The 16,359-nt window shown below is 28.5% G+C and carries 18 protein-coding genes and 1 riboswitch; of the genes, 4 read left to right on the forward strand and 14 right to left on the reverse strand.

All coding sequences use genetic code 11. The features are described 5' to 3' along the window. Window positions 1–25: 25 nt before the first annotated feature. The 6 genes from alr to GOQ27_RS03115 all read right to left on the reverse strand — a co-directional run bounded on the left by alr (window position 26) and on the right by GOQ27_RS03115 (window position 4,545). The gene (gene alr, locus GOQ27_RS03090; protein ID WP_203365358.1) at window positions 26–1,207 is read right to left on the reverse strand and encodes an alanine racemase; all 1,182 of its coding nucleotides are present in this window, start codon (window positions 1,205–1,207) and stop codon (window positions 26–28) included. A gap of 22 nt (window positions 1,208–1,229) precedes the next feature. Next, the gene (locus tag GOQ27_RS03095) at window positions 1,230–1,844 is read right to left on the reverse strand and encodes a LolA family protein (protein ID WP_203365359.1); all 615 of its coding nucleotides are present in this window, start codon (window positions 1,842–1,844) and stop codon (window positions 1,230–1,232) included. A 20-nt stretch (window positions 1,845–1,864) separates the two neighbouring features. After that, the gene (locus GOQ27_RS03100) at window positions 1,865–2,308 is read right to left on the reverse strand and encodes a CBS domain-containing protein (protein WP_252187725.1); all 444 of its coding nucleotides are present in this window, start codon (window positions 2,306–2,308) and stop codon (window positions 1,865–1,867) included. Then, window positions 2,298–3,551 (reverse strand): NAD(P)H-hydrate dehydratase, encoded by a 1,254-nt coding sequence (locus GOQ27_RS03105; RefSeq protein ID WP_203365361.1) that lies wholly within the window; start codon window positions 3,549–3,551, stop codon window positions 2,298–2,300. The genes GOQ27_RS03100 and GOQ27_RS03105 overlap by 11 nt, the downstream gene beginning before the upstream one ends. A 24-nt stretch (window positions 3,552–3,575) precedes the next feature. Continuing rightward, complete coding sequence (locus GOQ27_RS03110; RefSeq protein WP_203365362.1) at window positions 3,576–3,851, reverse strand: hypothetical protein; 276 nt, start codon at window positions 3,849–3,851, stop codon at window positions 3,576–3,578. A 97-nt stretch (window positions 3,852–3,948) separates the two neighbouring features. Beyond that, the gene (locus tag GOQ27_RS03115) at window positions 3,949–4,545 is read right to left on the reverse strand and encodes a hypothetical protein (RefSeq protein WP_203365363.1); all 597 of its coding nucleotides are present in this window, start codon (window positions 4,543–4,545) and stop codon (window positions 3,949–3,951) included. Window positions 4,546–4,656: 111 nt separating this feature from the next. On the opposite strand from GOQ27_RS03115, the gene GOQ27_RS03120 reads away from it, so the two are divergent. Further along, window positions 4,657–4,920 carry a hypothetical protein gene (locus GOQ27_RS03120; RefSeq protein WP_203365364.1) on the forward strand — a complete coding sequence of 88 codons (264 nt, stop codon included), beginning with the start codon at window positions 4,657–4,659 and terminating at the stop codon, window positions 4,918–4,920. Window positions 4,921–5,195: 275 nt separating this feature from the next. Then, the gene (locus GOQ27_RS03125; protein ID WP_203365365.1) at window positions 5,196–6,569 is read left to right on the forward strand and encodes an RsmB/NOP family class I SAM-dependent RNA methyltransferase; all 1,374 of its coding nucleotides are present in this window, start codon (window positions 5,196–5,198) and stop codon (window positions 6,567–6,569) included. 82 nt (window positions 6,570–6,651) lie between these two features. Here GOQ27_RS03125 and GOQ27_RS03130 read toward each other — a convergent pair whose 3' ends face one another. The 8 genes from GOQ27_RS03130 to GOQ27_RS03165 all read right to left on the reverse strand — a co-directional run bounded on the left by GOQ27_RS03130 (window position 6,652) and on the right by GOQ27_RS03165 (window position 14,307). Next, on the reverse strand, window positions 6,652–8,469 hold the full coding sequence (locus tag GOQ27_RS03130) for an ABC transporter ATP-binding protein (RefSeq protein ID WP_203365366.1): 1,818 nt from the start codon (window positions 8,467–8,469) through the stop codon (window positions 6,652–6,654). Between the two features lie 19 nt (window positions 8,470–8,488). After that, window positions 8,489–10,288, reverse strand: a complete 1,800-nt coding sequence (locus GOQ27_RS03135) for an ABC transporter ATP-binding protein (RefSeq protein WP_203365367.1) — start codon at window positions 10,286–10,288, stop codon at window positions 8,489–8,491. Window positions 10,289–10,417: 129 nt separating this feature from the next. After that, window positions 10,418–11,293, reverse strand: coding sequence for a GNAT family N-acetyltransferase (locus tag GOQ27_RS03140; RefSeq protein WP_203365368.1), 876 nt, complete (start codon window positions 11,291–11,293; stop codon window positions 10,418–10,420). Between the two features lie 107 nt (window positions 11,294–11,400). Next, entirely contained in the window at window positions 11,401–11,970 is a 570-nt protein-coding gene (locus tag GOQ27_RS03145) for a DJ-1/PfpI family protein (RefSeq protein ID WP_203365369.1), read from the reverse strand. A gap of 420 nt (window positions 11,971–12,390) precedes the next feature. Next, entirely contained in the window at window positions 12,391–12,855 is a 465-nt protein-coding gene (locus GOQ27_RS03150) for a sporulation membrane protein YtrI (RefSeq protein ID WP_203365370.1), read from the reverse strand. Continuing rightward, a complete protein-coding gene (locus tag GOQ27_RS03155; protein ID WP_207751255.1) occupies window positions 12,843–13,178 on the reverse strand; it encodes a YtrH family sporulation protein in 336 nt (111 codons plus the stop codon). Before GOQ27_RS03155 ends, GOQ27_RS03150 begins: the two co-directional genes overlap by 13 nt. 85 nt (window positions 13,179–13,263) lie before the next feature. Beyond that, window positions 13,264–13,611 (reverse strand): DsrE family protein, encoded by a 348-nt coding sequence (locus tag GOQ27_RS03160; RefSeq protein WP_203365371.1) that lies wholly within the window; start codon window positions 13,609–13,611, stop codon window positions 13,264–13,266. A 51-nt stretch (window positions 13,612–13,662) separates the two neighbouring features. Further along, entirely contained in the window at window positions 13,663–14,307 is a 645-nt protein-coding gene (locus GOQ27_RS03165) for a regulatory protein RecX (RefSeq protein ID WP_203365372.1), read from the reverse strand. A 154-nt stretch (window positions 14,308–14,461) separates the two neighbouring features. Next, window positions 14,462–14,562, forward strand: a riboswitch (SAM riboswitch). 137 nt (window positions 14,563–14,699) lie between these two features. Between GOQ27_RS03165 and GOQ27_RS03170 the strand changes: the two genes are divergently transcribed. Both GOQ27_RS03170 and GOQ27_RS03175 read left to right on the forward strand, forming a co-directional pair. Continuing rightward, entirely contained in the window at window positions 14,700–15,713 is a 1,014-nt protein-coding gene (locus GOQ27_RS03170; protein ID WP_203365373.1) for a methionine ABC transporter ATP-binding protein, read from the forward strand. Further along, window positions 15,706–16,350, forward strand: a complete 645-nt coding sequence (locus GOQ27_RS03175; protein WP_203365374.1) for a methionine ABC transporter permease — start codon at window positions 15,706–15,708, stop codon at window positions 16,348–16,350. The genes GOQ27_RS03170 and GOQ27_RS03175 overlap by 8 nt, the downstream gene beginning before the upstream one ends. The last annotated feature ends 9 nt before the right edge of the window (window positions 16,351–16,359 follow it).

Consider the following 16,359-nt stretch of genomic DNA (forward strand, 5'->3'; position numbering starts at 1 on the left):
ATTAATTTAAATAATGAAAATCTGGTTATTTATGTAAATTATAATCTTTTATCTTAATAATGTTAGTCTCTCTTACAAATACTCTAGGCACTCTTTTAGCCACCATACATACGATCTCATAATTAATAGTACCCAAATTTTCTGCAACTTCATCAATATGTACAGTATTATTATCTCCATTACTAAATAATGTTATAGTGTCTCCTACATCTACATCATCTATATGACTTAGATCAATCATACATTGATCCATGCAAATTCTTCCTACTATTTTTGCTCTTTTATTATTAATACTTCCTTCTACTTTTCCACTTAACAATCTAGTAAAGCCATCAGCATATCCTATTGGTAAAGTACCTATTTTGGAAGCCTTATCTGTAGTATATATATGACCATAACTTAACCCTACCTTCTCAGGTACTTTTTTTAAATAAGATAATTTAGCTTTCAAACTCATAGCAGGCTTTAAATTCACATTACTCTTATTCACTTCTTTAGAGGGATATAGACCATATAACATAATCCCAGCTCTAACCATATCAAGATTATACTCAGGTAAATCAATAATAGCTGCACTATTAGAGACATGTTTTATTGGAATATTAAGTCCTCGTTTTTCCAACCCATCTGTTATTTGTTTAAATTTATTAAATTGTATTTTAGTAAATTCTTTATTTTTTTCATCAGCTCTTGCAAAATGAGTAAATATACCCTCTATTTCTATATTGGTCAATTCTGAAATTTTCATTATAGTATCTATTGGATTATCATCACTTCTAAGCCCTAATCTTCCCATACCAGTATCTATTTTAATATGTACTTTAGCTATTTGATTCTTAATTGATGCTAATTTGGATATTTCTTTCCCTTGATTTAGAGAATATATTGTAGAAGTAATATTATAATTAAGTAAATCTTCTGCTTGAGAATTTGGTGTATAGCCTAATATTAGAATAGGCTCTTCTGTAATTCCTCCTTCTCTTAGCTCTATTGCTTCTGATAAAGTAGCAACTGCTAACCTATCAGCCCCATTTGACAAAAATACCTTTGATACTTCTACAGCATCATGTCCATATCCATTTGCCTTTACTACTGCAGTCACTATTGATTCTTCTCTTGTAACTCTTCGCACTTCTCTTATGTTGTTAGCTAAATTCTCTAGGTTTATCTCTGCCCAAACAGGCCTTGTTTTTTCTAAATCAAACATCTTTTTTCCCCCCATATTATGACTAGTTAAATAGTGTTTTTTCAGATAATTCTATATTATATTTGAATTCTTTATAATATACATTCACTTTTTCTTCACCTTGGTTATTTAATATTACCATTTTATAAGGTTTAAAGTCTTTTTTATCAAACCACATTTTCCCCTTAGTTCTATATATATTACTACCAGGTAAATCCACAGAGATGACTAAATAATCTTTTTCTTCTTCTTTTTCATTATCTAGTTCAAACTTTTCAGATGTTAAAAGTATCTCAAGAAAGTATCCCAGAAATAAATTCTTGTCTTCTTCTATTTCTTTGCTATCCTTTATCATAACTGATTTGTCTACCTCAGGATATATCAAATAGGTTCTTTTCCCATCATAACTGATAGTTTGTTTACCATCATGATATTGAATTTTATATTTATTAGGCTTCAAAAATGAATGAGTTGCTGAATATTCTGCAGGACTCTTATTTCCTATTACTGTGATTTCTGCCTCGCAACTATAGCTATCAATATCATTCATAGTTTTCTGTAGTTCATTAAAAAATTCTTCATTTGTTGGTTCTTCGTAATTACAGGAGGATAATATTATCACGCCTAAAACCATTAAACCAACAAATAATCTATTCAATTTTACTACTCCCTTCTTTCCTATAAGTGTTTTAATATATCTGATCTAGCAATGATACCTTTTAATTTTCCTTCTTTATCTATTACTGGCACTCTATTAATCCTTCTATCTAACATCATATTCACTACTTTTCTTACCTCATCCTCTTCGTATACCTTTATAACAGGAGTAGACATCACATCTTTAACCTTATATGCTGCTACTTTTTTTAATTGTTTTTCAAATTTTTTGACACTTTCTAATAAAATAAATCCTCCTAGTAATGGTACATAGGATGGGATATGTACATCTTTATCTTTAAAAATTAAGTCTGTTTCTGTGACGATTCCAACTACTTCGTTATCCTCATTAATAACTGGCACTCCACTAATTTTATTTTTAATAAGTAATTCCGTTACATTCTCAATAGTTTCATCCTCTAAAACTGTAATAACTTCTGTAGTCATTATATCTTTAGCCTTCATCATCATTCCTCCTTATATATTTTATTGCTTCTGATAAGTTATTAATGATATCAGTAGCAATCATACTATATTCTCCCATTTTTCCCTTAGCATAATCACCAGCTAAACCATGGGTGTATACTGAAGCTTTACAAGAATTAAATACCTCAACTCCTTGAGCTATATATGCTGCTATAATTCCAGTAAGAACATCTCCACTTCCTGCAGTAGCCATTCCAGGATTACCAGTTTGATTTATATATGTTTTTTCCCCATCAGTTACAATCGTATTATGCCCCTTTAATACTGTTATTACATCTAATCTTTTAGAAGTTTCAATAGCATACTCAATTCTTTTTTTTTGAATTTCATTAACATCTACCTTTATTAGTCTAGATAACTCTCCTGGATGAGGGGTTATTATTGTTATACCCTTTTGACCCTTCAATATATCAGTATCATCTACTAAAAGATTGATAGCATCTGCATCTACTACTAAATTTCCTTTATATTTATTTATAACATTAATAATAAACTCCTTAGTTTCTTGTTTTTGTCCGATTCCTGGTCCTATTACAAGTACATCAAGATTACTTAAGTCATTAATGTCCTGATAACTTTTTTTAATAAAGAATCCTTTATTATCATCTTCTAAAGGTATTGTTATCGCTTCAACCGTTTTTGTTTCTAAAATAGTATTTAAAGATTTAGGTGTATAAAGATACACTAAACCACTTCCTGCTCTTAATGCTGCCATAGATGCTAAATATGAAGCTCCTGTCATGCCGATACTCCCTGCTATTATACCTACCCTTCCATATGTACCTTTATGACTGTTATTTTCTCTTTTAGGTAATAGTCCTTTGATTTCTTCTGGGATGTAAGTACTCATATTATTAGTATCTTCACCTATTGCTATTGCAACAGAATAACTCTTTTCATGAGATATTGTTAAACTTATGTTTTTTATACCTTTAGTTTCTGCTATAGATTTTGCCATTCTCTGTAACTGAACATAGGGTTTATTTAAATCATCATGCAAAATAATAATATCTTTCCATTTAAAATCCCTTATCCCTGTACCTAGCATTTTAGATACAGCTTCTTTTGCAGAAAACATACCTGCTATAGTAGTAATACTATTATTTTTATCATTTATGTAATTTATTTCATCTTTTGAAAATATTCGATGTAATAATTTGTTTTTATCAAATTTATTTATCCTATCTATATTTAATATATCTATTCCTGTTCCTCTAATCATTATTACTCACCTAATTATTATATATTATTTAACTAAATTTCTAATTACATCTAAAATATTTTTATCCATTGGAATACCTAACCAATTTCCTAAAACATATACTCCTTTATATAAAAAGTATATCGTGGAAATTAGAAATAGTATTACAAATATTAGCTTAATGGTTGTATCTAATTTACTTTCTTTAGAATTCTTTTTATCATTATTAATAATTTTATCTAAAGGTTTACTAATTATTCCAGTAAATACTTCTAATCCACTAACTATCATTACCAATAATAATGCTAAATCAAATGTCATAGTATTAGCCCTCTTTTCTATGTGTTATGTATTACTATTAACATTTTACTATAAATCCTAGATAAAGAAAAAGGAATGTTTAAAACATTCCCATTAATCATAAAAAATCTTTATCTAATTTTTCTATTTCTTTTTTTCCTATCATGCCATGAAGGAAGGTATATGTATCGTTTATTTTTTCTTCATAGTCATTTTTATCTTCTATTAATTCTTTTAATTTGATTCTAAATTCTTGTATCTCATCATTAATAGGGTTTAATTTGCTTTCCATTTCCTTTAAACCTTCGTATGCTACTGTAACTGTTACTTTTAATAACTCATAATTTGCTCTACGAATTTCTCTAGGGATAGTTTCTAATTCGAATCTAGTATCTTCTATTTTTTCATTAATGTTTATTATCTCATTTCTAGCATGTTCTAAACTCTTTAAAGATTTATCATCATCATTATTTACTCTATGAGATAAGTTAACTATATTAACCATAGCTTTTCTTTTGTCTTTTTGTAATTGTTTTAATTTAATATTATATTCTTTCTCTTTTTTTAATGAACTCAATAGTTTATTCTTTTCAGAATTGATATGTTTATTTTCTATGTTTCCAAATAACTTTTTCCATTCAGGATTATTTACAAGCAGTGGAATATTATTTTGGGAAATAATATTATAATCTATATCTATATTTTTAGAAAACAAATTAACCCCTCCCCTCTTATACAATTATACTAAATTTTTCTAAATGTAAAAATAGTATGGGATAACTATTTACAAATATTAATCATATATTATTATAGGGAGGGATTAAATATGGGTAATTTAGAAGAAGATGTCATAAAAATATTAGCTACCAGTACTTTTCAAAAAATAGCAAATAATGATGTAATTAAGATTGCTCAGTTAAATGCTACCGTATCTCTTCTAATAAAAAAAGGAATTCCTTTTGATATCGAGTTTTCTCCTGGTACTAGACGAATAGCTACTCAAGCAATTTTAACTATATATATTAAGCCTACAACTCAACTCACATTTATCATTTCCTTTGATGAGGGAGGTACTGGAGCTGACATATAAGTCTACTTTATTAATCCAGCGCAATTTTTACACTTTCTTGATGTTTAGTATCAGGCTTCCCATCCATACAATATTTTTAGGTATCTCCCAATATCAATCTCCAAATTCTCTAGGGATCATAAAAATCCTATATATAATTTTAGGTATAACCTTCACTTTTTTCTTCTATTATATTTTCATGGTAAAATTTAAACATCAATTATATAATTAATAAGAAATATTTATAATAGATTGATATAATTAAAGAAATAATAAATACAAGGTTAGGTGATAAAGTGAATTTACCAGAAAATTTCTTAAATATAATGAAAGATATTTTACAGGATGAGTATGATGATTTTTTAAAATCTTTTGAAATAGAGAATGTAAAAGGACTAAGAATTAACACACTAAAAATTGATAAATATAGTTTTATTGATAAAAATCTTTTTAATTTAGAGAGTATTCCTTGGTGCAATGAAGGCTTTTATATGAAAAATTATGATGAAGAAAGACCTGCTAAGCACCCCTATTATCATTGTGGTCTATACTATATCCAAGAACCTTCCGCAATGATTCCAGTAGAAGTATTAGATCCACAACCAGGAGATAAGGTTCTTGATATAGCCGCAGCTCCGGGAGGAAAAACAACTCAAATCGCTGCAAAACTTCAAAATAAGGGTGTTATAGTTTCAAATGATATCAGTCCCAAGCGAGTGAGGGCTTTAGAAAAAAATATTAACCTTTTCGGTATAAAAAATTCTATTATATTGAATGATAGCCCAGAAAATATTAAGAATAATTTTAATAATTATTTTGACAAAATATTAATCGATGCTCCATGTTCTGGTGAAGGAATGTTTAAAAGAGATAAAAAGGCACTATCTGATTGGGATGAAAAAAATAATAACCAGTTATCTATATTACAAAGAGACATACTATCAAATACAGCTTCAATGCTCAAACCTGGCGGTAGATTAGTATACTCTACCTGTACATTTTCATTAATTGAAAATGAAGGAACTATTGATTGGTTCCTTAAAGAATTTCCTGAGTTTAAAGTACTAGATATAGAAGGTTTACACTCCTTAAGTGCAGGTATGCCCCACTTAATTGGAGCTTCAGAATACATAAGTAAAACTAGAAGAGCTTGGCCTCACAAAATCCATGGAGATGGTCATTTTATTGCTTTACTTCAAAAAAAGAATTCAGTTATAGAGGATATTCCCCAACCAATATTTCCAAACAAAAATAATTTCTCTTCTGATGAATTATCAATTATAAATCAATTTTTCATAGACACTCTTAATGTAGAAGAGAAAAATATTATAAAAATTAAAAATAAAGTCTATATACCTACTGATATAGATAGGAATATATCTGGTGTTAGAATAATTTCAAATGGAATTTACTTAGGTGAGTTAAAGAAAAATAGATTTATTCCTAGTCAACAATATGCAATGACACTAGAGATGAAAGATGCAAAAAATGTAGTTAATATTTCTTCAAAAGATATTAATTCATATAAATATCTTAAAGGTGAAACAATTATGCTAGAGAATAATAAAGGATGGAATTTAATCTGTATTGATAATTATCCTTGCGGTTGGGCTAAAGGTAATGGTGACTCTCTTAAAAATTATTATGAACCTAGTTGGAGAATGAGATAAAGAAGAGAATTTATTTTATTTATACCTAAAAATACATACTCCAATCACTTGAAAAGAACCTGGCCTATGGCCAGGTTCTTTTTTAATATAAACTAACTTTTTCTTCTTTGAACTGATTAGTATAAAGATTATAGTAATAACCTCTATTCTGAATTAATTGTTTATGGGTTCCTTCTTCTACTATCTTTCCTTTTTTAACCACAAGTATTCTATCAGAGTTTACTATCGTAGACAATCTGTGAGCAATTATAAAGCTAGTTCTACCCTTTAATACCTTTTGTATAGCATCTTGAATTTTCTTTTCAGTTTCTGTGTCAATAGATGAAGTGGCTTCATCTAAAACAAATATCTTAGGATTAGATACTATAGCTCTAGCAAAAGAAATTAATTGTTTCTGTCCTGTAGATAATTTCCCTCCTCCTTCGCCTACTTGTGTATCATATCCCTTTTCTAATTTAGTTATAAATTCATGAGCATTAACTAATTTAGCAGCTCTAATTACATCCATCTCAGTTGCATTTTTACTACCATATCTTATATTTTCTATTATCGTTCCACTAAATAGATGGGGGCTTTGTAAAACATATCCTATATTAGAATGAAGCCATGGTAATGATCTTTCTCTATAATCAATACCATCAATTAATACTTCTCCTTCGCTTGGCTCATAAAACCTACAAGCTAGATTAACTATTGTACTTTTACCCGATCCAGTTTCTCCTACCAAAGCAATGGTTTCTCCTGCTCTTATATTTAAATTAAAATTATCTAATACCTTTTCACCGCTTTCATATTTAAATGTAACATTTCTATACTCTATATCTCCTTTTATATCCTCCCAATTTTCATCCTTTGCATGGAGTATATCCCCATATTTTTCAATAACATCTTCTCTATCTTTTATAGTTGGCTCCATTTCTACTAAGGATAAAACTCTTTCAGCAGAAGCTTGAGCAGCTTGAAGCTCAGCAAATACTCTAGCCAATTCTCTAACAGGTTCAAAAAATAATGCTGTATAAGATAAAAACGCTACTAAAGTACCATAGGATATAGTATCTGTTAAGACACCCTTTCCACCAAACCATAAAGCCAATCCTGTACCTATACTTCCTAAGGTTAAAACTATAGGAAGAAATAAAGCTGAAAAAATTGCTGCTCTTATTGATACTAGTCTCATATTTCCAGTTAGATCTTTAAATTCATTTAAGTTTTCTTCTTCTCTAACTAAAGTTTTTGTGGTCTTAGCTCCACTTATTCCTTCACTGAAGCTTCCTGTGATTTGTGAGTTTATCTTTCTTACATCTCTATATGCTTTTAATATTTTCTTTTGAAAGTATATGCTAAGCATAGCCAATATCGGTACAACAGTTAGAGTAATAAGGGCCAACTTAAAATTAAGTATCAAAAGTACAACAGCAATACCAGACATAAATGTTAATCCCCAAGCTGAATCTACTAATCCCCAACTTATTGTTTCTCCTAATCTTCTAACATCCGATGTCATCCTTGCCATTATCCATCCTGTAGGAGTTTTATCATAGTATGTAAAAGATAACTCTTGTAATTTTTTAAATCCTAACTTCCTAATATCATATTGAATACCCATTTCAACTTTTCCAGCTAAAGCAATAAATGCCCATACATTTATTACTTGAATTATTATTAATACTCCATATATAATGGCAAATCTGCCTAATCCATCAATATTTCCTGGGACAACATAATTATCTATTGCCCTCCGAGTCATCAAAGGAAAAATTATATCAATCCCTGCAACACTTACCATTATAAATCCTAACATTATCAAATATTTCTTATATTTCTTCATGTATTTAAATATTTGTTTCCATACTCCTAAATCAAAATCATTATTATACTCTTGCTCTTTAAATCCTGTCATTCTGATCACTCCCCTCAGTCTATACTATTTTATCCATCTCTGTTTCTAGACTGTTTTGTATAGTCCACACTCTTTTATAAAGTCCTTTTCTTTTAATTAATTCTTCATGGTTACCAGATTGAACTATTTTCCCATTTTCCAAAACTATAATTTTATCAGCTCCAGCAATAGTGGATACTCTATGAGAAATTATAAAAGTCGTTACTCCACTTTTTCTTTTCTCTAATGCTTTTCTAATAGCTAAATCTGTCTCTGTATCTACAGCACTTAAAGAATCATCAAATATTAATATAGGACTATTATTTATTAATGTTCTAGCTATTGCTATTCTCTGTTTTTGTCCCCCAGATAATGTTACTCCCTTTTCTCCAACTTTAGTATCATATCCTCTTTCGAAATCTTCAATCACATTGTGAATAGCTGCTACTCTAGCAGATTCAATAATCTCTGCTTCTTTAGCTTCCAACTTTGCAAGGCTTATATTGTCTTTTATACTTCTTGAGAATAAAAATGGTTCTTGCAAAACTATTCCCACATGTTTTCTAATCCATTTTTTTTGTATATTCTTAAGCTCAATTCCATCAATTTTTATTGATCCAGAGTTATATTCATACAGCCTAGCCAAAAGATGGACTAGAGATGATTTACCCGACCCTGTTTGACCCATTATAGCTATAGTTTCTCCTTTATTTACTTCAAAAGAAATATTGTCTAGGGTTTTATTATCATTTTCATAACTAAAAGATACATTTTCAAATTTAATATTACCTTTTATCTCTGGAGTCAATTCATTAGATTCTATCTCTTCTCTAGGTTCATCCAGTATTTCTCCAATTCTCTCTAAAGATACCAGTGACTTCCCTAAATCAGTTAAAATACGTCCTAACTGCCTAACTGGCCACAATAGCATACCTTCATAACTAGTAAATACTACTAAAGTACCTAATGTAATAGCTCCTGTAGTTGCCCAATATACACCTAAAATCAGTACAGAACCTATCTGTATTAAGCATAATAAATCTGATAATGCCCAATAACCAGCTAGTAATCGAATTAATTTATAGGTTAAATATCTATAATTTTCATTTTTTTCTTCAAATTTATCGATCTCAAATTTTTCTTTTGAAAAAGCTCTAACTACTCTTACTCCACTTAAATTTTCTTGTAATACAGTAGACATCTCTGCCTCTGACTCATCTGATAGTTTAAAAGCTTTTTTTACTTTAAGAAAGAATATTACTGAAAAAGCAAATATAATCGGTACTACTGCCATTGATATAAGGGCCATTTTTACATTCAATGAAAACATAATAATAGCTACAAAAGATATCATAAATATAGCTCTACCTATTTCTACGAATTGTATAGCTAAGAATCTTCTTATTGTATCTACATCAGATGTACACCTTTGAATAAGATCTCCAGTCTCTGACTTTACATGATAATCATAAGGTTGATGCTGTAGATGATCATATACACTTTCTCTAATATTTTTTGCGATAGATTCTGCCGCTTGAGCAGACCATTTTCCTTTAAAATAAAGAAATATACCTTGAATCATAGTAAGTATAACTAAGACTATTGCACTTATCCATAAATTATTTTCTAAAAAATCTATGCCTCCAATTTTATTTATGCTATTCATAACAATACTAGGAGCTTTTAAAGCTTTATCCCCAATTACTGAATCAATTGATACTTTTAGTACCAATGGATTTATTATTGAAGCAAAGGTTGCAAGCCCAATGCTTAGTACTGCTCCAATATATATTAATCTATTTCCTTTCATAAACTTCCATAATAATTTTAATCTATTCATTTTAAATACCTCCTTTAATGTTAATGATTATATATGACTTTGTTAGGGATCATTTATATATCCTTTTCCCAGCATTAATACAGTTTTAGTTATTTTAATTTTCATATTTCTACCTCCCACTTTATTTTATTAGTTAATATCTAGTACTCTCTCATCAATACGTCTTACTAAACTATAAGTATATGGTGTAAAGTATTTAGTCCAAAAATAGCTTCCCAAATTGTTTATAGACTCAAAATCTACACCACATAGAGGATAATCATTATCTATTAACCATTTTTGTATATTATTTAATATCATAGCTCCGGCCTTTGATCCCCTTTCCTCTTCAGTAGTATAAGCCCCTGTAATATTCATTATATTCTTGTGCTCAGAGATATAAGTTTCTCCTGTTGGTTCTAACATCATATAACCTATAGCTTTATTTTCCGTATAAGCAATCCATAAATGATGATTATCCTTACTTAACCAATTAATTAAATCTCTACTAGGATCCTCTTCATTTTTAGGAAAGAAAATAGGGGACTTTTTGTAGTACTTAATGTGTTCTCTGTGGATTTCTACTATATTAGAAATATCTGGTACATTTGCTTTTTTTACCTTAATGCTAGAATTATATACATCTATAACCTCAGCTTTTCTAATTGCATCTACACATCTAAATCCAAAACCTTGCCAAGTCCATGTCTCTATATTTCTCCTATCATGGGCAAAAAACGTTAATGCATGGGTCATATATCCTTCTTTCACCCATCGATCAGCTGCATATTGATATAGTCCTTTATATATTTGTTCTCTATATTCCTTTTTTGCTCCATGGGCATATAATGGACTATATATTCCCTTACATTTTCCAAACAGTTCATCTACTTTAAGCCCAGTTATAAACCCTACTAATTGATCATTTAAAAGAGCTATAAAACCTATTTCATTTAAAATTAATTGTGACATTAATTCCTTAATTTTATTTAATTCAATAATATTATCTGGAAGTATATTCGTCACTTTTCTTTCATCTTCATAAGATTCAATTACTAATTTGACAGCTTCATCTAAATGACTATTATTTAACTTATCATATTTAATATCTATAATAATTCCTCCTCACTTTCTTAACTAATAACATTTTCTCTTACATTAAAATATTTAAAATATTTGATTGTTTCCTGTAAATCTGCTTCATTTTCATAAATATTCATTATTTTTCCTAATTCTAGAGCAAAATCTACATATCCGCTAGCTTTTGCTGTTATTATGTTTCCATCCACCACTACATTTTCATCAACAAATTCACTTTCATTAAAATCTTTAAATTCTACTATTGGTAATGTTGTAGTATATTTTCTTCCTTTTAAAACTCCGGCCTTTGCTAAAGATAATGGTGCAGCACATATAGCCCCTATAGTTTTACCCTGACTATTTAATTTGTCAATCACTTCCATTAACTTCTTATCATTTATTAAGTGCTGAGGATCTCCTCCAGGTAGAATAAGTAAATCAACATCTTTAATATCTACTTCCTCTAATGTAATATGGGGCAAAGTTCTAAACCCTTCCCAAGATGTTACTTCTTTATTATTTAGCCCTACAGTTACTATTTCTCCTTTCGTCTTCATAAAATAATTAGATAAAACCACTTCAAATTGTACAAACCCTTCATAAATTAATACATAAGTTTTCATTGAATCACTCCTGTTATTTTTTTATTTATGTAATAAAAAAGCCATGGATTTATAAATCCATGGCTTAGAAAGCAAACTATTATCCTATTTTGTATAAATATATACTAAAAATAGACAATAAAAAACCATAGATATCTTAATACCTATGGTTAGTAATCAAGTTAAAAAACTATAAATAACTCCCATAGGTCGCACTCATATAACTGAATTTAGGTGATAAATTAGTTAATCCATTAATTAAAGTTTTCATTAATACGACCTCCTTTTTTGAGTTATTTTACTAATTAAGTATAATATATTTTTCAGAATATTTCAAGTCTTTTTTTAATAAATAATTTTCTGAAATAATAATTTTTGTTCTAAAAGCCTTTTCCCTTCTTCTATACTTAAATATAAAAGATATGAAAAAATCCAATAACATTATTTCATATCTTTTACTTCTATATATATTTCTAAAATATCACTTAATAATACTTTTTTCACTTGAAGCTTATAAGAATTCTCCTCAAATTTCATTATTCTATTATCTACAATTTCTGAAATAATATTTATATCAATATCTTTAACTTCTTTTCCTATTAGATTAATATATTTTTCTTTTATATGCTTTATTAATTCTATCTCGTCAATTTCATCATTAATGTTTTCTAATTTTATATTTATATCTTTTAGAATATATCTATTTTTATTTATAGATTCCTCTAATTTATTTAATTTTAAATCTTTTTCTTCAAGTAAAGTATAATATACATTTAATCTCTGATAATACTCATCTATCTTGTAAGATACAAATATTGTAACTGTAAGGCTTCCAATTATCATCCCAATTATCATACCCATTATCAAAGTTATAAAAAACTTATTAATCCCCTTTACTCTATCCATAATTCACTTATTCTCCTAAGATATTTTAATAATGCATATCCACAATTAGCCCCTATTAATGCAGAAACAATATATGCTATTTGTTTTATTAATGTCAGCAATTCTCTTCTCAATAGTCCTTGTTCTAAAATTTGAAAGGAGGAAAAGGTTCCTCCTAAAGATATTGCTATAGCCCATATCTTAATATTCTTCCCAATATCAATCATCGTTTTTAAAGGAGGATGATTTAATATTAAAGCTGCAAAGCCTGCAAAAAAACATGCCCCCAACATCACTCCAAAGGCAATAAAAAAATTATATGTAATCTTACTTAAAAATCCCATGATATCATCCTTATATTTTTTACTATTATTATGCAATTAAGATATTATTTAGAATAAAAAAGCGACGAATATTCGTCGCTTAATCTTATATAGTTAATAAATGATAATCTCCTAATATATAATTCGTTAGAGGTTGACCCATTGATTTAACTTCTATACCTATTTCCTCTAGTTTCTCAGACACATTGTAGTTATTAGCGCAAGCTCTGCAAGCCTCTAGTTTTATACCTTCTTCTTTCATTTTTTTCATATAATCTTGTAATTCTTCATCCCTAGATAGTAGCTTTGCAGATGGGCCCCATACTATTAGAGTTATATCTTCCCACCATCCTCTAATTTTAGAGTTAAGAGCATACATAAATAGCATATTAGTAGCTACCTCTTTATCTCCACTAGTCCATAATATAACTAGTTTCTCTTTATTGTCCGGCATATATAATCCTCCTATTAATTTAATTTTAAATAAATTACCCTATTATATATATTAATAATCATCATATTCTCTATTCATTACTTTAGAAATAGCCTTTTTTACAATATCATACTCAAACCCTTTATATGATAAATGCCTAGCGAGTTTTTGATATGTCTTCCTATCATCATCTTCTTTAATTTTCCTTATTTTTTTCTCAGCTAAAACAATAGCATTTTTTAATTCAACATCTTTATCTTCTAATCTATTAATTTCCTTTTGAGCTAATTTCTTATCTATACCTTTCTTTAGTAAATCATAATAAATTCTATTTTTACCAAATCTTTTTATCTTTCTTTTATCTTTTATAATACTTTCTGCCAATTGTTCATCGTTAACTAGATCATATTCTCTTAAGCTATCTAATACTCTATCTATTATATTTTTCTCAAATCCATAATTTTTAAGTTTTCTCTTTAAGTTACTTTCACTTTGAGACGCACCATTTATGATTTGAATAGCTTTATTTTTACATTTAATTATATCTTCCTTCAATATTATCTCTTCCAGCGTTTCTCTGTTAATTTCCTTACCGGGATATAAATTTAAATTAAAGCTAATTTCTCTTAAAGTTGATTTAAAGTACTCTCCATCTACATAAATATGAACTCTATTTATATCTTTTTGTGCATCTCTAATTTCAGTTATTTTAGCCATATACATCTCTCCTATATATTAATTATCCCATATATATAGGAGAATAAAAAGTATATATAAATTTAAATTATAAAAATTTACATAAATTTCTTATTGACAGAATATAATTATAGCAATATAATTGTAAACAATATATTTAAACTGAATATCGAAACTCTTATCCAGAGAGGTGGAGGGGCTGGCCCGATGAAACCCGGCAACCTATGCTATAAGCATAAGGTGCTAATTCCTGCGGTATATACCGACAGATGAGAGAGGAAACTATACATTTATCCTCTTTCATAGGGGATTTTTTTATTGCATAGAAAAATTAGCATCAATGAATCCTTGCTCTCTAGATATATAAAGTTTCAGTACACTAAAACTCATTAAATGATAAAGGAGGATTTAAATTGATAAAAATAAGAAACGTTTCTAAAGTATATAAATCTCAAGATAAAAGAATTATAGCTCTTAGAGATATTAATTTAGATATAAATAAAAAAGAAATTTTCGGAGTTATAGGATTAAGTGGTGCTGGTAAATCAACTCTTATCCGTACTATTAATAGGCTAGAAGAAGTTGATAAAGGCCAAATCATAGTTGATGGAGTAGATATTACATCATTAACCAAAAAAGAGCTATTAAATCAAAGAAAAAATATAGGTATGATTTTCCAACACTTTGATTTACTAAGTTCAAAAACTGTATTTGATAATATAGCATTTCCTTTACAGATTTCTAAAGTTAATAAACAAATTATTTATAAAAAAGTAAACGATCTATTAGAATTAGTAGGACTTAGTGATAAAAAATATGCATATCCATCTCAATTAAGCGGAGGACAAAAACAAAGAGTGGCTATCGCCAGAGCCTTAGCCAATGATCCTAACTTATTATTATGTGATGAAGCTACATCTGCCTTAGACCCAGAGACTACTAAATCAATATTACTACTTCTAAAAAATTTACAACAAACTCTAGGTTTAACAGTGGTTCTTATTACCCATGAAATGGAAGTTGTAAAGCGTATATGTGATAGAGTTGCTGTTATTAGTGATGGTTTAATTGTTGAGTCAGGAAAAGTAGATGATGTCTTCTTTAGTCCCCAAGCCGATATCACTAAACGGTTTATTGGAGCTATCCATAATGAAGATATTGATGAAATTAATATAAAGCTTAAGAAAAATTCCAAATTAGTTAAATTAAGCTTTATAGGAGACTCAGCTAAAAAACCTATAATTTCCCATCTGATTAGGAACTACAAAGTAGATATAAATATTCTATCAGGAAATATTGATAAGCTAACAACTACTAGTATAGGAAATCTAACTATACAAATTAATGGAGATATAAACGAAATCAACAGTTCTCTTACTCATCTTAGTGAGAATGGTGTCAAATGGGAGGTGATAGAAAATGTTTAGTATTTTAATAAATCCTCTGTTAGAAACTTTATATATGGTTTTATCATCAGCTATTATAGCTTTATTAATTGGTTTTCCTATTGGAGTTTTAATATATATTAGTGAAAAAGATAGTCTTTGGGAAAATAAAATAATCAATAATTCATTAAGTACAATAGTAAATATCGGAAGATCATTTCCATTTATTATACTTATGATAGTCTTATCACCTTTATCAAGATATGTTATAGGCACATCTATAGGAACTTCTGCAAGCATAGTTCCATTATCTATTGCAGCTGCTCCTTTTATTGCTAGAATAGTGGAAAGTTCGTTAAAAGAAGTCAGTCATGGAATTATTGAAGCGTCCTTATCAATGGGAGCTACTAATCTACAGATAATACTTAGAGTTCTAATACCAGAGGCTCTACCTTCTCTGATTTTAGGTATGACTTTAACTTTAATAAATTTAATAGGCTATTCAGCAATGGCAGGAGCGATAGGAGGAGGTGGTTTAGGCGACTTAGCAATTAGATATGGTTTTTATAGATTTCAGTCAGACATAATGATTTTGTCTGTTGTAGTAATAATACTATTAGTACAAGGAATTCAAGTTTTGGGCAACAAAATTGCATTTAATTTACTTAAAAATCGCTAGGAGGGTTTT

Origin of the sequence: Anaeromonas frigoriresistens, from assembly GCF_016820655.1 — a bacterium.
GTDB classification, from domain to species: Bacteria; Bacillota; Clostridia; order Tissierellales; family SIT17; genus Anaeromonas; species Anaeromonas frigoriresistens.